The organism is Phocaeicola vulgatus ATCC 8482, assembly GCF_000012825.1.
Taxonomy (GTDB): Bacteria; Bacteroidota; Bacteroidia; order Bacteroidales; family Bacteroidaceae; genus Phocaeicola; species Phocaeicola vulgatus.
Genome location: NC_009614.1, coordinates 1,178,001 through 1,197,334, shown reverse-complemented (window position 1 = coordinate 1,197,334; position 19,334 = coordinate 1,178,001). Strand labels below are relative to the sequence as shown.

At 42.1% G+C, this 19,334-nt stretch carries 16 protein-coding genes; 4 read left to right on the top strand and 12 right to left on the bottom strand.

The window, feature by feature from the left end; genetic code table 11:
* Positions 1-11: 11 nt before the first annotated feature.
* The 5 genes from BVU_RS04510 to BVU_RS04490 are packed head-to-tail and all read right to left on the bottom strand — an operon-like array spanning position 12 to position 5,833.
* Positions 12-1,127: a glycosyltransferase family 4 protein gene (locus BVU_RS04510; RefSeq protein ID WP_008666693.1), complete on the bottom strand. Its 1,116-nt coding sequence runs from the start codon at positions 1,125-1,127 to the stop codon at positions 12-14.
* Positions 1,100-2,116: a hypothetical protein gene (locus tag BVU_RS04505; protein ID WP_005844454.1), complete on the bottom strand. Its 1,017-nt coding sequence runs from the start codon at positions 2,114-2,116 to the stop codon at positions 1,100-1,102. Before BVU_RS04505 ends, BVU_RS04510 begins: the two co-directional genes overlap by 28 nt.
* Before the next feature lie 13 nt (positions 2,117-2,129).
* Complete coding sequence (locus BVU_RS04500; RefSeq protein WP_005844456.1) at positions 2,130-2,927, bottom strand: LicD family protein; 798 nt, start codon at positions 2,925-2,927, stop codon at positions 2,130-2,132.
* A 3-nt stretch (positions 2,928-2,930) separates the two neighbouring features.
* Positions 2,931-4,031, bottom strand: coding sequence for an NAD/NADP octopine/nopaline dehydrogenase family protein (locus tag BVU_RS04495; protein WP_005850534.1), 1,101 nt, complete (start codon positions 4,029-4,031; stop codon positions 2,931-2,933).
* The gene (locus tag BVU_RS04490) at positions 4,028-5,833 is read right to left on the bottom strand and encodes an aminotransferase class I/II-fold pyridoxal phosphate-dependent enzyme (RefSeq protein ID WP_005850549.1); all 1,806 of its coding nucleotides are present in this window, start codon (positions 5,831-5,833) and stop codon (positions 4,028-4,030) included. The genes BVU_RS04495 and BVU_RS04490 overlap by 4 nt, the downstream gene beginning before the upstream one ends.
* A 90-nt stretch (positions 5,834-5,923) precedes the next feature.
* On the opposite strand from BVU_RS04490, the gene BVU_RS04485 reads away from it, so the two are divergent.
* Complete coding sequence (locus tag BVU_RS04485) at positions 5,924-6,754, top strand: hypothetical protein (protein ID WP_005844462.1); 831 nt, start codon at positions 5,924-5,926, stop codon at positions 6,752-6,754.
* A 22-nt stretch (positions 6,755-6,776) separates the two neighbouring features.
* Here the strand turns inward: BVU_RS04485 and BVU_RS04480 are convergent, their stop codons facing one another.
* From BVU_RS04480 to metG, 3 genes are all read right to left on the bottom strand, one after another.
* Complete coding sequence (locus BVU_RS04480; RefSeq protein WP_005850553.1) at positions 6,777-7,802, bottom strand: acyltransferase; 1,026 nt, start codon at positions 7,800-7,802, stop codon at positions 6,777-6,779.
* Positions 7,802-9,238: a lipopolysaccharide biosynthesis protein gene (locus BVU_RS04475; protein ID WP_005850555.1), complete on the bottom strand. Its 1,437-nt coding sequence runs from the start codon at positions 9,236-9,238 to the stop codon at positions 7,802-7,804. Before BVU_RS04475 ends, BVU_RS04480 begins: the two co-directional genes overlap by 1 nt.
* 81 nt (positions 9,239-9,319) lie before the next feature.
* The gene (gene metG, locus BVU_RS04470) at positions 9,320-11,362 is read right to left on the bottom strand and encodes a methionine--tRNA ligase (protein WP_005850560.1); all 2,043 of its coding nucleotides are present in this window, start codon (positions 11,360-11,362) and stop codon (positions 9,320-9,322) included.
* 286 nt (positions 11,363-11,648) lie between these two features.
* Between metG and BVU_RS22495 the strand changes: the two genes are divergently transcribed.
* The gene (locus BVU_RS22495) at positions 11,649-11,816 is read left to right on the top strand and encodes a hypothetical protein (protein WP_005850567.1); all 168 of its coding nucleotides are present in this window, start codon (positions 11,649-11,651) and stop codon (positions 11,814-11,816) included.
* Between the two features lies 1 nt (position 11,817).
* Here the strand turns inward: BVU_RS22495 and BVU_RS04465 are convergent, their stop codons facing one another.
* From BVU_RS04465 to xerD, 4 genes are all read right to left on the bottom strand, one after another.
* Positions 11,818-13,356, bottom strand: a complete 1,539-nt coding sequence (locus BVU_RS04465; RefSeq protein ID WP_005844470.1) for a YifB family Mg chelatase-like AAA ATPase — start codon at positions 13,354-13,356, stop codon at positions 11,818-11,820.
* Between the two features lie 4 nt (positions 13,357-13,360).
* Positions 13,361-14,428 (bottom strand): thioredoxin-like domain-containing protein, encoded by a 1,068-nt coding sequence (locus BVU_RS04460; protein ID WP_005850569.1) that lies wholly within the window; start codon positions 14,426-14,428, stop codon positions 13,361-13,363.
* A 153-nt stretch (positions 14,429-14,581) separates the two neighbouring features.
* Entirely contained in the window at positions 14,582-16,258 is a 1,677-nt protein-coding gene (locus BVU_RS04455) for a tetratricopeptide repeat protein (protein WP_005844474.1), read from the bottom strand.
* Between the two features lie 141 nt (positions 16,259-16,399).
* The gene (gene xerD, locus BVU_RS04450; RefSeq protein WP_005844476.1) at positions 16,400-17,341 is read right to left on the bottom strand and encodes a site-specific tyrosine recombinase XerD; all 942 of its coding nucleotides are present in this window, start codon (positions 17,339-17,341) and stop codon (positions 16,400-16,402) included.
* Between the two features lie 66 nt (positions 17,342-17,407).
* Between xerD and aroQ the strand changes: the two genes are divergently transcribed.
* Both aroQ and pyk read left to right on the top strand, forming a co-directional pair.
* Positions 17,408-17,830, top strand: coding sequence for a type II 3-dehydroquinate dehydratase (gene aroQ / locus BVU_RS04445; RefSeq protein ID WP_008781394.1), 423 nt, complete (start codon positions 17,408-17,410; stop codon positions 17,828-17,830).
* A gap of 32 nt (positions 17,831-17,862) precedes the next feature.
* Positions 17,863-19,326 carry a pyruvate kinase gene (pyk, locus tag BVU_RS04440; protein ID WP_005850571.1) on the top strand — a complete coding sequence of 488 codons (1,464 nt, stop codon included), beginning with the start codon at positions 17,863-17,865 and terminating at the stop codon, positions 19,324-19,326.
* Positions 19,327-19,334: the final 8 nt, after the last annotated feature.

Genomic DNA, 19,334 nt, shown 5'->3' with positions numbered 1-19,334 from the left:
TGCATAAAAGTTTATGCAAATGTACGCTTTTTAGGGGACATCTTGGATATTTCCAGTAAGCTTTCTGCTATTTCACGGGAAAAGATTTCCAAATTGAAACGTTTTTCTGCCAGCTTTCGGGCGTTGGCGCCCATTTTTTGGGCTTCTTCGGGATGGTCGGCTATGCGATGAATGGCATTGATCCACCCTTCCACGTCATCATAGGCTACGGTAATTCCTATTTCTTCTTTGTCTATATCCATTTCAAAATTAGGATTACGTGAGCAAATGACAGGGATGCCTAATGCAAAGGCCTCTACCAGTGTGGTAAGACCTACGGTATAAGGAAAATCCATGCAGCAGATGACAACACAGCTTTTTCGTGCCACTTTCTGTGCCAACAAGTATGGGATGACACCGTCCGTATAATGTACTCGTACAGAATCGGGCAGACAGAAGCTTTCAATAATCTGTTGGTAGTTTACACTTCCATTGGTGGGGGCTATGTACAAGTCCAGTTGTTGATCGGTGGCGCAGAAAGCTTGCAGCATTGTGTCTACATCCCGGTTTTCTTTCCCGGTGGAGATAAAACCTTCCGGTTTCCGATCCGGCATTGTTTGTAGAAGATGGTCATAGAAAGCGAGGTCCGGCCCCCAATGGATAAGCTGAAGCTTTTCTTCGGGAGCTTTTCCGGTTGCTAATGAGTCTTTAATCAATTTTTTACTGAACAGGAACATATGATCAATGCCCTTATAAAAGAAACGTGAGATGCGTTCTCTTATTTTTCTGGATGAGGTTTTTAAAGCAGTGTGATGCCAAATGACAATGGGCTTGCGGTAGAGGCCTAATGCTCTGAGTAGGATGATAAGTTCCAACCCACGGAAAGATGTACCGTAGAGCACTTCGTATGGCTCTTTGCAGCACAGAATCTCTTTAGTGGCATAGAGCATTAGTTTCAGACGGCTGGGGAAAGCTTTGTATTTATGCATCACCGACCGGATTCCATATTTTTCCAGCAAAGGAAGTCCGTAGAGGATATGTCCCGGAAACTTATAATCTTTCCATTCCTCGTAACTTTCACGGGTTAATCGGGTGTGATAAAAATAAATAGTGAGTGGTTTTACCGGTGTTGGTCTCTTTTCAGCCATTTGTTAATTCTGTTTTTTATTGCTTTAGTGATGATGGAAAAATTGCCGTATCGCAGGTTTAGAAATAGTTCTTCAAAAGAACGTCCTATCTTAATCCAGGGATGTCCCCACCCCATAATGCGGTAGACAGCTTTTTTATAAGCTACATTCTCAATGACATAACGAGGATGCTTGAGAGGAAATTCTACTTCATACCGTTTCATGGTGAAGATGCGGCGGTATCCTTTAGGCAGTGTATGCACAGAACCGGCAAAATGGGTGGAATCTGCCGTGGCTCCCAAGTTGTTAATCATGTTGCGGGTGGGCACGATAGCCAGTCCCGAGTTGAAAAGCATGGAAGCGTGGAAGATGGTTTCATAATAGGCTTTGTTGTTTTCTTTATGGCGATGGCACATATAGATAAAGTCTTTACGGAATTTCCGTTCTTTAATGAGCTGTTCCAGTTGTTGCATATTGAACTTGTCTTCTAGAAAAGTATAATGTTCGTCCCATTGGTCAATGACCCTTTTCCAACTGGCCCATCCCCAGATAGAGAAAGTGGAGGCAAAGAAATAATCGTATGGTACACCCGGAGTAATCTCTTCGTTATTGAAACCCGCAATCATGGTGATACGGGGGTCTTGCTCGTATTTGTCTAACATTTCTTTACAGAATGTGAAAAAAGAAACGGAAGGCACATCGTCATCTTCCAATACGATACATTTGTCAACCATAGAAAAAGCCCATTTTTGTGAAATGTATTCCGAAGGGTCGCAACCGTAGTTTTTTTCCTGATACATACGGTGGACTTCGCAGTCCCAGTCTATCTGATCTGTCACTTCACGACATGCTTTTATACCGGGCAGGTCGTGTTCGCTGCGTGGTCCGTCCTGATAGAGGAAAAGCTTGGAGGGACGGGCATTCCTGACTTGTTCAAACACTTGCGACAGCTGTTGCGGGCGGTTGAAGAACAAAATGAGTACGGGTACATCTACAAGGAACGGTTTCATAGTTCAATCTCCTTTATTTGTAAAATTCGAGTTTGTTGTAATGCGGATGTATATTCTCTAAATCTGGTAATTGCATATAGTCACCGTATATCTTCCTTAGCACAGCATCTGTTTGGCGTGGTACGGGGAACATTTTTCCTTCAAATTCCATTTCTGTCAGTGGAAAAATATCGTCTGTATAGCGCGGTTTGAAATAGGCGGTGCCAAAAGAATGGCGTAATTCTTTTCCGGGGAATAACTTGGCAATGAACCTTAGGATGGGAAAACCGATGCGGGTATTAAAATGATAAATCCTACGAATCCGTTTGTATAATGTGCTTTCTTTTATATTTTTATTATTCAACTGATTGTATATCTGCCCTTGCATGTGGCCTCCTATCCAAGCTAGACAATAAGGGATCTTTTCTAAAGGAAAAATATCAATGTAGATACCGGTATAATGGAAAATACGGTCATATGAATTTGTTTCTTCCAAATGAGAATCCTTATCACGTAATTTGCCGTATATAAAGATGTAATTGGGATCTGTTTCATTAGTTTGCAATGCAAGATTGTCCGGAAGTTCTTGAGGAAGAACTTTCAGCAGACGCAGGTAATCTGAGCGAAGCATTTCTATGTCCAGATCATCATCCCAGGGAATGAAACCTTTGTGACGTGCTGCACCTATTAGAGTTCCGGAACTGAGCCAATAGGGTATTTGGTGCTTGCGACAAATCACATCAATAACCTCCAGAAGCTCTAACATACGTAGTTGCTGGCGACGGAGAAGGGAACCATCGGGATTAAATCGCTTTCTTAGTTCACTATCCATACATTAATTTTTTAGTAGTTTATAAAACAAATCAGCGTTGATGTAACCTGTTTCTGACAGGTCTTTTCCTTTTAATTCTCCTTCATGGATATATTCTTTGTTTAATACATCTTGCCCCCATAGCAATATTTTATCAATGTTTGGGGTACAAATATTTAATACATCGGCTATTGACTTGATTATCAATAATCCAAATGGAAAATCCTCAGTGAAATACCGGCTTTTGAAATCAGGCAGAAATCCTTTTTCTGTTTTTTCCATAGGAGCTGGAATATGTTTGAAGGCAATGATGGAGCGTATCTTGCGGGTAAGTGACCTTGCATCATAACTGTCATAATATTCCAATAAAGTAGGAATTGGCTCTATTCGGACCGGCAGTGCTTTCAGAATTTGTTGGAATTCATTGTCACAAGCAATGAGGAGCTCCGAACTTTCTTCATCCCAACTATTATAGAACCCGGGAATCTCATGATATGCTTTTCCTCTACTCCAGGTATGGAAAAGTGAATAAAGACGGGCTGGATGAAGCAATGGATTGCTATTGGTCAGGCTGGCTTCTAGAAAATGATGAAGCATACGCACCGGCGTATCTAACATTTCTTGAAGAGTTCGTAGTAAAATATCGGATTTTGATATGTTTACGGTGGCTATTTGTAATTCCTTTTTGTATCCCAACAAGAGTGCTTTCTGGCCATAGGTTTGCACACGGGCAATGAATGGAGCACGCTGGAATCCGAAGAGTGAAGCTGTTTTGCCTAATATTCTATAAGCGGTAAAGAAAAAACCGGTACAACTGACTACACTTCCTATGCAAGTTTTTTCCTGCAAGAACGGTTGTATGTGGAGAAGTTCTTCCTCAATGGCAAATCCGGGGAGACAAAGCAATACGATATCAGAGTGTGGAATGACTTCTGCCGGGTTAGCCGTAACGCAGGCTAATGAGCCGGAGAATGTATTTCCCCGGCAATCTTCAATGAGTAATGATGGATTCCATTGGTCGGGATGCCGGGTGAGGACGGAAACATTAAAGCCTTTATGTGCAGCTACTCCTGCAATGACGTGCCCCAGACCGCCACCGCCACAAATACAGATATTGATACTCATGCTTGCAGTTTTTTTAAGTTTTCAGCCAGATAATTGTTGTCTTCAGTGTCGCGTATGGCGATACGGATGTAATTCCTGCCATCGAATCCTGTCTTGGTACTACAATCTTTTAACAAGAGATTATGCTCCAGCAATAAAGAAACGAGTTTGGTGGAACTGAAGCGGGAAGTTACTTCGCACAGGAAATAATTGGCTTGTGAAGGTATGACACGTAGGAAGTCAACCTGTTGCAATACCTCGAAAAAGCGTTGGCGCTCGGCTATGAATTTTTTACAGGCATTTTGATAATCATTATTATACTTGCTGTATATCTGTAAATAGAATTCGGCAAAGGAGTTTATATTCCATATAGCCATGTTTTTTCGTAAATAGGATATTATCTCTTTGTCGGAAGATGCGGCTATCCCCAAGCGTAATCCCGGAACTCCATAAGATTTGGAAATACTTTTAATGACTGTGAGGTGTGGGTATGTTTCCAGAACTTCATTCTTAAGCAGCGTATTTTCGATACTTTTTTCGCTGAAGTCAACAAAAGATTCATCCAGTATTAAGTGGATATTTCGCTGCTGCGTCCATGCCAGCAAATCCATAAGTTCGTTAAGGGGGATGAAGTTACCTGATGGGTTATCCGGATTGATCAAGAGTAAATGGCGGATATCTTTGTCCGCATAAAAAAGCATCAGTTCTTTTGCCGTATAATGAAAATCGGCATTCTGTGGATAGAATGCAATGATTTCTTCTGATTGCCGGTTGGGATATTCTTCAAAAGTGGGATAAATTACTCCCATTTTGCCATCTGAATGTTCCATCAGCGCTTTGATGATTTCGGCGGCTCCGTTGCCAACAACCACATAATCTTGCCGGATACCGAAGTTTTTTGCCATGACAAGTGTGTTCACTCCCATGCCGGAAGGGTATTCACGGAGAAGCACATTAAAATTAGCCTGTAGTTCTTCACACATTTTTTGTGGTGGAAAATAGGGGTTTACTAAATAGCAGAAATCTTTCAGCTTTGGGAAACGCCAGTATCCGCCATATCTTTTTTGGTAGCGTTGTAGCTGGTCCTGTTCGGCAAAAATGGTTTCAGCGATGTCAAGATCTTGTATATCATCAATCTCATACCAGCGTTCTCCTTCCAAAGGGAGTCCTTTCAGTTCACATCTCTCCAGCAGGGTGATTACCCGTAATACCTGTTCGTAATATTCGTTATTACCCAGGGCTTTGCTGTAGGCTTCAAGAAATGGCACATAACTGTTGCGGAGAAACTCCTTACTGAATTTATAGATATTGACGGTTTTGTAGTAATCGTCAATATCTGCGTAGCGGAACGTTTTTTTTGAGATAAAATCAATGATGTCATTTTCAGTATTGAGCCGTACCATCGTGCCGTCCATCCATGGCTCATATTTAGCTACAAGTGCCAGATTGGGATAGGGGTTATTTAAAATTTTGTGGAAAAGTGTATCCTCAAAAATCAAATCGGATTCAATTAATAAAGTATCTTGCTTTTGCAATTCCTCTTTAGCAAGATAGAGAGAATAGATATTATTGGTCTTATTGTAGACAGGATTGTAAATATATTCTATCGGAGTATTTCTACTTTGTTTCTCTATGTGGGTACGTAATTTCTCTCCCTGGTAGCCTATGACTAAAATAATGCGTTCCAGATTTAATGAATCTAACTGTGAGAGCAGACGGTCTATCAGATAGGTCCCGTTTACTTTAATCATACACTTGGTGTTATCTTTGGTAAGATCTCCCAAGCGCTTGCCCATGCCGGCGGCTAGAATGATTGCTTGCATAATAAATTTAGGTATATATATTGCAAAAGTAGTAATTAATTAGCATTTATAAGCGATGTTATTTATATTTGCCTCAAATTTTAAACAGGAATGGGTAAAATAACATTTGTACCGGTAGGAGGATTGGCCAACCGTATGCGTGCAGTGGCTTCGGCGGTAATGCTGGCAGGAAAGACGAAAAGTGAATTAAGCATCATTTGGTTTCGGGATTGGGCACTGAATGCACCGTTTTATCAGTTGTTTAAACCTGTAGACAGGGAAGTGGCTTGTTTACGGGATGCTTCGCGGTTGGATTATGCATTATTAGACAGACCTCGTTCCAAGAATTTTCATTTCCCGCTTTTGTTTCAGAAACTGCTTTTCAAGTCTTGTCTGTACGAGCGTTCCATTACTCCTTTATGTAACCGGCATTTTGATTTTGAACGGTGGGTTAAAGAAGGTGGCTGTGTTTATATGGCATCATACACCGCTTTCCAACTTTATGATTATGCATGGATCAGTCGGTTGTTTGTTCCGGTAGACGAGATTATGGAAGAGGTGGAAAACCGTTGTCGGAATTTTTCGGATGCTATGATTGGTGTGCATATCCGTCGTACAGATAATCTGGCTTCTATCAGGCAAAGCCCTATCGAGTTGTTCTATCAGAAATTAGATGAGAAGATAAAAGAGGACGGCAAGGTGGCTATCTATTTGGCTACAGATTCGGAAGAGGTGAAGCGGGAAATGAAAGAGCGTTATGGTGACCGGATATTCTGTTCCGGAAAAAAGGCAGACCGTGGATCTTTGGAGGGAATAAGGGAGGGTATCACGGATATGTACACATTGGCTCGTACACAAAAAATATATGGTTCTTTTCAGAGTTCATTTTCGGATATGGCAGCTCAGATAGGAGGGGTTCCATTGGAGATTTTGAAATTATGAGTTGCGGAAATAAATCATTGTTTTAATGATTATCTGCAAACATTTTTATTTTTGCTCCTCTTCTTTCTATGGCATTTGCCAATTTGTTTTCTATTTTTCCTAATAGCAGCCGTCTGCTCCATTCTATAACAAGCGTCGTCAGACAGATAGAAACAAGTGTTCCCATAAAATACAGAACAAGTAGGTTGCTGTCTGCATAAGGGGTATACCAGGGTTGTAAACAGTGGATAAGAAGTCCTTGAAGCATATATAAGGCAAAAACGTATCCTGCTAGGTAATTGATGATGCGGGATGAAAAATGCCACCGGGTAAACTGGTAGAAAATCATGATAGAGGCGATGATAATCAGTAGATTATTATCTCGGGCGAATCTCAGTATGATATTTCCACTCATTGCTGTAAGCAGGGTATTCAGTATAAAAATACCGGCAAGGCTGCCTGACAAGATTTCCCGGCTATGTCGTTTCATGTTTTCCGGAAGACCATAGGTCTTCAGATATTGTCCTATGAGATAAGCTAGTGTGACATTGATAATTCCCTTGCCCGTGTCATTCTGAATTTCAAAAAACAGGATTGTCGGGGCAAATACAAAAAAGAATCCCCATAGTAACAGTAGTTGTTTATAACTTTTTTGTGAGAGGTTATGAACCAGTCGGTTTAAATAGGGCGAGAAACAATAAAGTACTACATAGCAGGTCATAAACCAGTATTTTTTGCTAAGTATCGGTAGCAATGAGGAGGCCAGCCCTGTCCAGGTATGCGGAGTGTGAAGCCATATTGTTTCGATCAGATAAGAAACGATGGAATAAAACCATACGACAACCAGCATTTTGAAAAATTTATGTGTATTGAAACGGATTCCAAAATAACCTGAGATCAGAATGAACAAGGTTACTCCGGTGTTTCCCAGTGTATTGATAAATAGTATGAATTCTTTGTTCAGCCAGTTACTGGTGTGGAAGGTATTTCCTAGAATATGCATGGATACAATCAGTATGATACTGATAATTCGTAAACATTCTAATCCGGAGTGACGTGTAGCAGCCATTATTTCTTGATTATATAGTGTAAACTCTCTTTAAAAGTGACGGAGCCGCTCAACCACAGGATGGCTGTGTAGAGTGTGCCGGCTATGATCATTTTGCTTGCCATTAATAAATACAGATTGGCAAAGCCGATAGTGATATAATAGGTAGCCGCCATTACTGCGGTAGCTATGAAGGCAAACGGAAGGATGTCTTTCAGCGCTGCAAACAAGCTGAGCCGTATTTGTTTCCATACAAAATAGTGCCATACAAACAGCCAGCAGATATTGATGGATACATACACTATAATCATGGTATGTACGCCGTATGGATAGAGCAGAAGCATGGTTGTTAACTGGATGATGCCTAAGCCGATGGTATTCCACATATAGATATCCGATTTTCCTTTGCTGATGACTAGGTTGGAATACAAATTGGTTATGGGAATGAATGCGCCACCGATGCAGAGCAATTGCAGGATGAAGGCACTGGGTAGCCATTTGTCTGTAATAGTCAGTATAATCAGTTCGGGTGCGATTAATGATAATCCTAACATAGCCGGAAAAGAAATAAAGGCAGTGAAGCGGAGCATCTTCCGGAAAGCGCGTTGTTGGCGTTCCCTTTCATCCGACAAACTGGAAAGTACAGGTTGGGCCACACTGTTGACTGTTCCTGAAATTAATGAATGTCCCATATAATTCCATTTATTAGCTTGAGTAAAATAGCCTACTTCTTGTCCCGAATAGAATTTACCAAGGATAACGGTAAAGATATTATTATTGATGTGGTTGAATATATTGGTTACTAATAATTTGCTGCTGAAAGAAAGCATCCCTCTCAAAGGCTTGAAGTCGAAAGTAAGTGTAGGTCGCCAGGGTGAGAAGCACCAATAACAGATATTAATGGTTCCTACATAGACAATGCTTTGTGTGGCTATCCCCCAATAGGCAAATCCCAAGCAGGCCATAGTTATACCGATAGTTCCTGAGGCGGTTAATCCGATAGTGACCGCCATTGCCTTTTGCTTGACCATTAAGTTGCGGAACAGGTAAGCACTGTGGGCAATGCCCAAACTGGCTACAAAGAAACCGAGGAAAGTGTATCGTGCCAAAGCTGTCAGTTCGGGAGTGTGATAGAATTCGGCAATGAGTGGGGCGCAAAGGAACAGAATGAGGTAGAGACAGGCACTTAGCCCGGTACTGAACCAGAATACGGCATTATAGTCTTTGTGGGAGATATCCCGTTTGTTGGCTAGGGCGGCCGTGAACCCGCTTTCCTGCAAAGAGCCTGCAATAAGGGAGAAGATGGACAGCATTCCCACCATGCCATAATCTTCCGCATTCAGAATGCGTGACAGGAATATCCCGAAAAAAAGATTCAGCAGCTGCTGTACTCCATTGCTTAATCCGCCCCAGAAGAGGCCTTTTGCTGTCTTTTCTTTCAAGGATTGTTCTGCCATTTTTATAGATAGATTATAAAACAGTCAGGCTGAAAGCGGACGTTTCAGTTGCTTTCAGCCTTTTCTGTATTTGGGTGTATATTATTTCACTTCACTGCCCGGCTTTACCTCTCTTAATAAAGAGGTCACCGCTAAGGTGCCGTCAAAGTTTTCAGCACTCAGGATCATGCCTTCGCTCACCAATCCGTTCTTGAATTGGCGCGGAGCAAGGTTGGCAATGAATAAAACTTGTTTGCCCACCAGTTCTTCCGGTTTATAATGTTGTGCGATACCGCTGACGATGGTACGGTTCTCCAGTCCGTCAGCAATCTTGAATTTCAGCAGCTTTTTCATTTTAGGCACTACCTCACACTCTAATACGGTACCTACACGGATATCTAACTTTTCAAATTCTTCAAAAGCAATTACCGGTTTTATCGGGTTAGCTTTATAGTTGGCAGCCTCGTTTGCTTTTTTGGTAGCCAACAGTTTGTCTACTTGTGCTTGAATGGTTTCATCTTCGATCTTTTCGAACAACAGTTCTGCCTTATTCAATTGATGTCCTTCTGCCAGCAGATCGGTACGTCCCAGTTGGTCCCATTCAAATGTTTCCATATTCAGCATTTTGCGGAGTTTTTCGCTGCTGAAAGGCAGGAAAGGTTCGAATGCAATAGCCAGATTGGCAACTAGTTGCAATGCTATGTTAAGGATGGTGGCTACACGGTCCATATCAGTTTTTGCCAGTTTCCAAGGCTCTGTATCGGCTAAGTATTTATTACCGATACGTGCCAGGTTCATTGCCTCTTTTTGTGCATCGCGGAATTTGAATACATCCAGTAGCTTTTCTACTTCTGCCTTTACGTCTGCAAATTCTTTTAATGTTTCTTTGTCGTAGTCGGTCAATTCACCGCAAACGGGAACTTTCCCGTCGAAATATTTATGAGTCAGCACTAAAGCACGGTTTACAAAGTTACCGTAAACAGCCACCAACTCATTGTTGTTACGTGCTTGAAAATCTTTCCAGGTAAAATCGTTGTCTTTTGTTTCGGGGGCATTGGCTGTCAATACATAGCGCAATACATCCTGTTTGCCGGGGAAGTCCTGCAAATATTCATGCAACCATACTGCCCAGTTGCGTGAAGTGGAAATCTTGTCACCTTCCAGGTTCAGGAATTCATTGCTAGGTACGTTATCCGGTAAGATATAGCTTCCTTCCGCTTTCAGCATAGCAGGGAAAACAATGCAGTGGAATACAATATTGTCTTTTCCGATGAAGTGAATCAAACGGGTTTCTGGATCTTTCCACCAAGTTTCCCAACTGTCGGGAAGTAATTCTTTTGTATTTGAAATATAGCCGATGGGGGCATCGAACCATACATAAAGTACTTTTCCCTCAGCGCCTTCTACAGGAACAGGGATTCCCCAATCCAAGTCACGGCTTACCGCACGGGGTTGCAAGCCCATATCCAACCAGCTTTTACATTGTCCGTATACATTGGGGCGCCATTCTTTATGATTTTCAAGAATCCATTCACGCAGCCATCCTTCGTGTTTGTCCAATGGCAGATACCAATGTTTGGTTTCACGCATTACTGGTTTACTGCCACTGATAGCACTTTTCGGATTGATCAGGTCGGTCGGAGAAAGTGATGTTCCGCACTTCTCGCATTGGTCACCGTAGGCTCCTTCTGCATGGCAGTGAGGGCATTCACCGGTAATATAACGGTCGGCCAGGAACTGATGGGCTTCTTCGTCGTAATATTGCATGGAGGTCTTTTCAATGAACTCACCTTTATCATACAGGGTTTTGAAGAATTCGGAAGCCAGTTCGTGGTGTGTCTTTGATGTAGTACGAGAGTATATATCGAATGAAATTCCAAATTCTTTGAATGATTCTTTTATCAAGGTATGATAGCGGTCCACCACATCTTGTGGAGTAATACCTTCTTTCTTTGCACGAATGGTGATAGGTACTCCGTGTTCGTCAGAGCCTCCGATGAAAAGAACATCTTCTTTTTTCAGGCGGAGATAGCGCACGTAGATATCAGCAGGAACATATACACCTGCCAGATGACCAATATGTACCGGACCGTTTGCGTAGGGCAAAGCGGATGTGACGGTGGTTCTTTTGAATTTATTTTCCATTGTATGATGTCTTTTTTGTTATTTCTACCAGTAACGTGCAAAGTTAGTGATTTTTAGTAAGTATATGGAATAATCAGAAATATTTCTCCCTTAAAATCTCTGACAGGCCGTACTTATTATAAAATATGGTTATTCGGGGGCTTTGTCGGAAGAAGTGAAAATACAGAAAAATGTTATATCGTGATGCAGTGATTTGCACTTATTTGCATTTAATCTTAAGGAGAGAAAAATGATGAACTAAATTTTACTTATCCTGTTTTTTATAAAACCTTAAGTCGAACGAGACATGAATACGTGGTATAAATTCATTTTAAATGCACTTTTCTCTAAAAAGAGAGAGGATAAAGATTGGGAAACGACCGATAAGGAAGAGGATGTTCTTTCAAATTACATTGAACTGGACTCATTGATGCAGGTCATTTATCATGCAAAGGAAACTGAGTCGGGCAGCTAAACTAACCGGCCCAGTCTTCTCTATCAAGATTTCTATAGCTTATCGCTTCTGCCAGGTGGATGGAAGTAATGTGTTCGCTGTTGTCCAGATCGGCAATGGTACGCGCTACTTTTAGAATACGCCCGTATGCGCGCGCCGACAGGTTGAGGCGTGTCATGGCAGTTCGTAATAATTTTAGCCCTGCTTCATTGGGTTGAGCGTACAGATGGAGTAACCCAGCTTCCATTTGTGCGTTGCAGTAAATACCCGGATGGTTGGCAAAACGTTGAGCTTGTATTTTCCGGGCCTTGATAACCCGTTCGCGTATGCTTGCACTACTTTCCGCATGATGGCGTTCTGCCATTTTTTCGAATGGAACCGGAACTATTTCTATTTGGATATCTATGCGGTCCAGTAAAGGACCGGAGATACGGTTCAGGTACCGTTGCACTTGTCCGGGATTACAGACGCAAGCTCGTGTGGGATGATTATAATATCCGCATGGACAGGGATTCATACTGGCTACCAGCATGAAACTGGCCGGATAATCCAGACTGTATTTAGCTCGTGCGATGGATATATGCCTGTCCTCTAGGGGTTGGCGAAGTACTTCAAGTACACTTCTGTTAAATTCCGGCAACTCGTCTAGAAAGAGCAAACCGTTGTGAGCCAGACTGATTTCTCCCGGTTGGGGATTGGTGCCGCCACCTACCATTGCTACTTGCGAAATTGTATGATGGGGACTACGGAAAGGCCGGATGGCAATCAGTGAACTGTCTTTTCCTAATTTTCCTGCTACTGAATGTATTTTAGTCGTTTCCAGACTTTCACCCAATGAAAGGGGAGGGAGAATGCTTGGCATACACTTTGCCATCATGGACTTCCCACTTCCGGGTGAACCGATCATAATCAGGTTGTGTCCTCCGGACGCGGCTACTTCCAATGCGCGTTTTACACTTTCTTGTCCTTTCACATCAGCAAAATCGTATGGAAAGCTACTTTGGTGTTCATAGAATTCCTCCCGTGTATTGACGATGCTAGGCTCCAGATTGCGTTCATTATTGAAAAATTCGATGACCTCTTTGATATTTTCTACGCCATATACTTTCAGGTTGTTTACTACAGCAGCTTCCCGCGCATTTTGTTTGGGAAGTATGAAGCCTTCAAAACCTTGCTCGCGGGCACTGATAGCTATGGAGAGGGCTCCTTTGACTGGTTGAAGGCTTCCATCCAGGCTAAGTTCTCCGATAATAAGATAACGTGAAAGTTTTTCTTCCGATACGATTTGGGTAGCGGCCAATATTCCGATTGCTAGCGGAAGGTCGTATGCAGACCCCTCCTTGCGTATGTCGGCAGGGGCCATATTCACTACAATTTGACAAGTGGGGAATTTATATCCGTTTACCTGTAAGGCGGAAATAATACGTTCATGACTTTCTTTCACGGCCGAGTCCGGCAGACCGACAAGGAAGAATTTTATACCTCGTGAACTATTTACTTCAATAGTTACAATGGTAGCGTCGATACCTTGAACGGCTGCTCCATAGACTTTTACCAGCATTCTTTTATTTTTTATTTTGTCTCTTTCGAGCACGTTCTGCCTCTTTGGCGGCTTTTTCTTTCTCTTTATCTTGTTCTGTCAGCTGTCTCACTTTGTCTATCAGTTCTTTGCCCCGTATATCTTGTGTGATGACCCGCTTGTCAGGACCTATCAGTATATTGGCAGGAATCCGGGTTATGCCTTGTTGCTTGACAATGGAATTGTTCCAGCCTTTGAAATCGCAAACTTGTTTCCATTGCGTGGTATCTCTTTGAATGATTTTCTCCATCCATTCCTTTTTATCCAGATCAAGGGAGAGGCTGATAATAACAAACTTGTCTTTTTTCAATGCCTTTTGTACGGATACTAAAGAATCTTGTGTGGCAATGCTTTCTTTGTTCCAGCTTGCCCAAAAATCCAAAAGGACATATTTCCCTTTTACACTGTTCCAGTTGACGGTCTTTCCTTTTTTATCCGTGCACGAGATGTTGGAAACGTAGCGATGTTCTGTCAGTTCTTTTTTCTCACTTAATTTATTCTGGAGTTCTATAATATAAGGTGTGTCTTTTATAATACCGCTTAGTCCTTTTATCAGCTGATCTATGTGGTTGTAATCAGGAAGCGAGTCCTGTACGTAATATTTGTCTATCAGATAGATATTGCTGTACGAGCTTGGGTTGGTTTTAATCAACGAATCCACAGCAGTCATAACAGCTGCCTTGTTATTTTCTAAGGTGCTAAGGTACTGGATATGTTTTGCCAGTTGTGCGTTTTCTCCCTTTCCTTTAACCTCTATCTTTCCGACCATTCCGTTTAGGGTAACACTTTCTCCTTTATCAGCATATATCGGTAAGATTTGTTTTTCTCCCAATAGTAATGAGAAGATAGTAAATGTGTCAGGGGTAATGGTGTAAGTGAATTTACCTTTTGAGAGGAGTATGGTATCCAGCTTGTAATCGGGTTCTTGATAAAATACTAATATAGTGTCTGAAGGAAGTCCTTTAATGCTTCCTTCCAAGGTGAATGTATTTTTCTTGCCGCAGCCGCTTGCCAGCACAACAAGAGTGAAAAGAAAGAATAGTAATTTTTTCATTTCAAGATATTTTTTGCGAAAATACGCATTTTGTGGCTAAAGGCAGGTATAAATGAAGGTTATTTTACATAAAAAGACCGGAAGCTTCATCACGAAGCCTCCGGTTTCAGTCATAATCATCTAAAAAACTAGACAAGATGATATCTAGTTATATTATTTGATAGCATCAGCGTATTTAGCGAACTCGCGATCGTTAGCAGCTTTTTCAGCCATTGAAGGATCTTTTGCGATTGCGCTCTTGATGCTGCTGCTTACCAATGAAGCATTGTTTGTGCGAGCACCAACGATAGCCATCAAGTAGTCAGTCATTGCATCCGGATTCTTGATTGCAGACAAAGTAGCTTTTGCTTTGTTATAGTCTTTAGCCAAAATCTGAGCTTGAGCGGCACTGTTAGTCTTAGCGTCACCGAATGAGTTGACAGCTCTGTCATACTGGCCTTGTTTGATATATAAGTTACCCAAAGCTTCGCCGGCAGCGTTAGCACCTGTAGCTTTGCCTAAGTAAGTTTCGGCAGCTGCAACATTGCCCTTAACCAATTCGCAAAGACCAAGGTTAGCGTTTACTTCAGGAGCGTTAGCGTTCTTAGAAGCAGCTTGTTTGAAGTAGCTTTCTGCTTTAGCAGCATCACCGGCAGCGAATGCCAATTCACCCAAGTTATTATAAGCACGGAAATCGTTCGGATAAAGTTGAGTTGTCTTGGTGAAGATAGCTTCTTTGCGAGCGTTGTCGTTAGTCAGGGTAGCAGCGTACAATAATTCTTCTACACTCAATACTTTAGGATCAGAGTTGAATGCTTCGTTGATTTCGTCATCGCTACGACCGATGATGTCATAGTTGGCAGTTAAACGGGCACGACGCAACTGAGGCAGGATTTCGTCAGCCAAAGTTTTGTATACAGAAGAGATATTCTTGATTTCAGCTTCTCTTTGTTCAGGATCATTGTACATAGAAAGAACACGTAAGATCAAATCTTTATCCTGCAAGTTTGATTTAGATACCAGTTCTTGGAAGCCTTCCCAGTCTTGTGCAGTGTATTTTGCATCCAGGTTAGTATCAATCTTGCCCTTCTTCAACTGGCGTTCCATATATTTTTCTGTGTTTGCTTCACGGTTTTCAGCCAAACCGGTGTTCAGTTCCACACCACCATCAGGTGAAGCGTATGCAGAAATTTCGATGTTGTTCAGTTTGTAGTTCTTTGTGTCAGCATTAATTTCAGCCACTTTCTTATGGAATTCTTTGATATCGTCAGAATTCAATTCGCTGTTGCGCAAGTTGGCTTGCTGGATCAAGAACATGATGTTGGCAGTCTGAGCATCTTTAATAATGCGTTGGAAAGCATCGTTAGCGTATGATGCGTTGGAGCTGGCAGCAGTAGGCAGTTCAGAAGTCGCGATAACGCCATCAGCGATTTTCACAGAAGGAATAGTGTATGATTTCTTTCCTTTTGTAATCTTGAAATCAAGATAAAGTTCAGAGTTTGCCATTTCGGGAACATAGTCGAAAGAAGCTTTCATCGTGTAGCTGCCACCTGCCTTGTAAGCGATAGTCTGATTGTTTCCTTCTACTTTTTCTCCTTGGAATACAGCGGGCTGGCCTTTAGCTTCGCCGCCTTTCCATCTCAGAACGGGGGTAACTTCAACAGTTGCGTTCTTCTTGAAATACTTTTCGGGGAATTTACCATTAATTGTCACAGGCACTTTACCACCGATTGCTTCAAGCACTTCAGGGTTAGTTGTGAAATAGTCAGAAGACAATTCTCCCATCTTGCCGCATGATGATAAGGCAAGGACCAATAAAGCCACTAAGGGCAAATACAACTTTTTAATCATAGTTACTTATTAATTTAACGTTTGTAATGTAAAATTCGCTATAGTACGTTTTTGTGCGTCTCTTTGGGGACAAAGATAGGAAAAACTCTATTATATGCTAGCTTCTTAGCCTGCTTTTTTTTCAATTTATCTTAAAATATTTTAGAATATAGAACCTTTATTATCTTTTTCTCTGAATTTGATGTTACGGGGGTGATGTTCTATGATTTCACTGCGTAGCATATTACGGTCTATATGTGTATAAATTTCTGTTGTCCCGATACTTTCATGTCCCAGCATACACTGTATGGCACGCAAGTTGGCGCCTCCTTCCAGCAAATGTGTTGCAAAAGAATGGCGGAAAGTGTGAGGACTGATTTTTTTTTTCAGACCTATCCGGGCTGCCAGTTCTTTGATGATATGGAAAACCATGATGCGGGAGATGTTCTTCCCGAAATTGCTGATAAAGACAAAGTCTTCAAATCCCGGCTTTATTTTCATCAGGTTACGGTCGGTGAAGTAGAGCCTGATTTCCTTGATGGCGCGCGGTGAAATAGGAACCAGCCGCTGTTTGCTTCCTTTTCCTTCCACTTTGATGAAGCCTTCTTCAAAATAAAGTTCGGATAATTTCAGGTTGCAGAGTTCGGAAACGCGGAGCCCGCAACTGTAAAGCGTTTCCAGTATGGCCCTGTTGCGCTGTCCCTCTTTGGTGCTGCGGTCTATGCTTCCTATCAGCAGGTCTATCTCTTCTACAGTCATTACTTCGGGCAGTTTGAAACCTGTCTGGGGGGATTCCAGCAATTCTGTCGGGTCGGCTTTCAGGTAATCTTCCATAATGAGGAAACGGTAGAAAGAGCGGATGCCCGACAAGATGCGTGCCTGCGAACGGGGGTGGATGCCGATATCATGTAATCCGGCCGAGAAATCTTCCAGATTTTCAAGCCGGACATCCAGAATGTTGATGTTTTCTAATGTAAGATAAGCCAGTAACTTGTCCAGGTCAGTAAGATAAGCATCTACCGTATTGTCAGATAACGATTTCTCCAACTTTAAATATTGTTTGTATTTCACCAATATCTTGTCTGTTTTCTCGGTTCTTTTCATTTCTTTTTTCTACCTTTGTACCCAAATTCCCTGCAAAGGTAGAAAAAGTTCAGATATAGTATAAATATGAAAATACAAATTATTAATGGACCTAATATCAATTTATTAGGCAAACGGGAACCTTCCATTTATGGCGCTGTTTCATTTGAAGACTATCTGGTGGAATTGCGCCATACTTATCCGGACATTGAAATAGCGTATTATCAGTCGAATGTGGAAGGTGAGATGATCAACAAAATACACGAAGTGGGTTTTGATTATGACGGCATCGTGTTGAATGCAGGGGCTTATACGCATACTTCCATTGCTTTGCAGGATGCTATCCGCGCCGTGACAGCTCCCGTGGTTGAGGTGCACATCTCGAATGTACATACCCGTGAGGAGTTTCGCCATAAGTCGATGATTTCCTGTGCTTGTGCGGGAGTGATTTGTGGGTTCGGGCTTCATTCATATCGTTTGGCGATTGAGGCTTTGTTAATGAGAAAATAAAACGTTTAGGTATAATATAAGGTGATAAGATTATGATGTTGAAACAAACAAAAATCGTAGCGTCCATCTCAGATCAGCGTTGCGAGGTAGAGTTTATAAGAGATCTTTTCAAGGCCGGTATGAATGTGGTCCGTATGAATACGGCTCACGCTTCACGTGAAGGTTTTGAAAAATTGATAACCAATGTACGTGAGGTTTCCAACCGTATTGCCATATTGATGGACACAAAAGGGCCCGAAGTGCGTACTACTGCTATTGCGGGCGGCGAGCCTATTCCTTATCAGATTGGTGACAAAGTGAAGATTGTAGGCAATCCTGCACAAGAAACGACCCGTGAATGTATTGCTGTATCTTATCCCGGTTTTGTGCATGATCTCCAGGTGGATGGCGATATTCTGATTGATGATGGTGATCTGGAGCTGCGTGTGATTGAGAAGACAGACGAGTATTTGTTGTGTGAGGTGCAGAATGAAGCTACTTTGGGTAACCGTAAGAGTGTAAATGTACCGGGTGTGCGCATCAATCTCCCTTCTTTGACAGAAAAGGACCGTAACAATATACTGTATGCTATTGAAAAGGACATTGATTTCATAGCACATTCGTTTGTTCGTAATAAGCAGGATGTGCTGGATATCCGTCAGATACTGGATGCATACGGCAGTGACATTAAGATTATCGCCAAGATCGAAAATCAGGAAGGAGTGGACAATATTGATGAAATATTGGAAGTGGCCGACGGAGTCATGGTGGCTCGTGGTGACTTGGGTATTGAGGTTCCTCAGGAACGAATTCCCGGCATTCAGCGTCTGTTGATCAAAAAATGTATTCTGGCAAAGAAACCGGTGATTGTTGCTACCCAGATGTTGCATACCATGATTAATAATCCGCGTCCTACCCGTGCTGAAGTGACCGATATTGCCAATGCTATTTACTACCGCACGGATGCATTGATGCTGAGTGGGGAAACGGCATACGGCAAGTATCCGGTGGAAGCCGTGAAGACGATGGCCAAGATTGCAGCGCAGGCCGAGAAAGATAAACTGGCCGAGAATGACATCCGTATTCCTTTGGATGAAAACTCCAATGATGTAACCGCTTTCCTGGCAAAACAGGCAGTAAAGGCTACCAGCAAACTGAATATCCGCGCCATTATTACCGACAGTTTCAGCGGGCGTACCGCACGTAATATTGCTGCTTTCCGTGGCAAATATCCTGTATTGGCCATCTGTTATAAAGAAAAAACGATGCGTCATCTGGCTTTGTCATATGGGGTGGAAGCTATCTATATGCCCGAAAAGGCTAACGGACAGGCATATTATTTCGCTGCTTTGCGTAAATTGCTGGATGATGGTGTCTTGAGTGAAAGCGACATGGTGGCTTACCTGAGCAGCGGCAAGCAAGGTACTCAGACTTCTTTCCTTGAAATCAATGTAGTGGGAGATGTGTTGAAGTATGCTATGGACTATGTGCTGCCCAACCGCAACCGTTACCTATAATAATAGAA

Coding starts and splice junctions, on each gene's coding strand:
- BVU_RS22495 (WP_005850567.1), top strand. CDS start 11,649: ATGAATACGTGGTATAAATTCATTTTAAATGCACTTTTCTCTAAAAAG.
- BVU_RS04485 (WP_005844462.1), top strand. CDS start 5,924: ATGGGTAAAATAACATTTGTACCGGTAGGAGGATTGGCCAACCGTATG.
- BVU_RS04495 (WP_005850534.1), bottom strand. CDS start 4,031: ATGAGTATCAATATCTGTATTTGTGGCGGTGGCGGTCTGGGGCACGTC.
- BVU_RS04465 (WP_005844470.1), bottom strand. CDS start 13,356: ATGCTGGTAAAAGTCTATGGAGCAGCCGTTCAAGGTATCGACGCTACC.
- BVU_RS04500 (WP_005844456.1), bottom strand. CDS start 2,927: ATGGATAGTGAACTAAGAAAGCGATTTAATCCCGATGGTTCCCTTCTC.
- BVU_RS04480 (WP_005850553.1), bottom strand. CDS start 7,802: ATGGCTGCTACACGTCACTCCGGATTAGAATGTTTACGAATTATCAGT.
- metG (WP_005850560.1), bottom strand. CDS start 11,362: ATGGAAAATAAATTCAAAAGAACCACCGTCACATCCGCTTTGCCCTAC.
- aroQ (WP_008781394.1), top strand. CDS start 17,408: ATGAAAATACAAATTATTAATGGACCTAATATCAATTTATTAGGCAAA.
- BVU_RS04510 (WP_008666693.1), bottom strand. CDS start 1,127: ATGGCTGAAAAGAGACCAACACCGGTAAAACCACTCACTATTTATTTT.
- xerD (WP_005844476.1), bottom strand. CDS start 17,341: ATGAAAAGAACCGAGAAAACAGACAAGATATTGGTGAAATACAAACAA.
- pyk (WP_005850571.1), top strand. CDS start 17,863: ATGATGTTGAAACAAACAAAAATCGTAGCGTCCATCTCAGATCAGCGT.
- BVU_RS04475 (WP_005850555.1), bottom strand. CDS start 9,238: ATGGCAGAACAATCCTTGAAAGAAAAGACAGCAAAAGGCCTCTTCTGG.
- BVU_RS04505 (WP_005844454.1), bottom strand. CDS start 2,116: ATGAAACCGTTCCTTGTAGATGTACCCGTACTCATTTTGTTCTTCAAC.
- BVU_RS04460 (WP_005850569.1), bottom strand. CDS start 14,428: ATGAAAAAATTACTATTCTTTCTTTTCACTCTTGTTGTGCTGGCAAGC.
- BVU_RS04490 (WP_005850549.1), bottom strand. CDS start 5,833: ATGCAAGCAATCATTCTAGCCGCCGGCATGGGCAAGCGCTTGGGAGAT.
- BVU_RS04455 (WP_005844474.1), bottom strand. CDS start 16,258: ATGATTAAAAAGTTGTATTTGCCCTTAGTGGCTTTATTGGTCCTTGCC.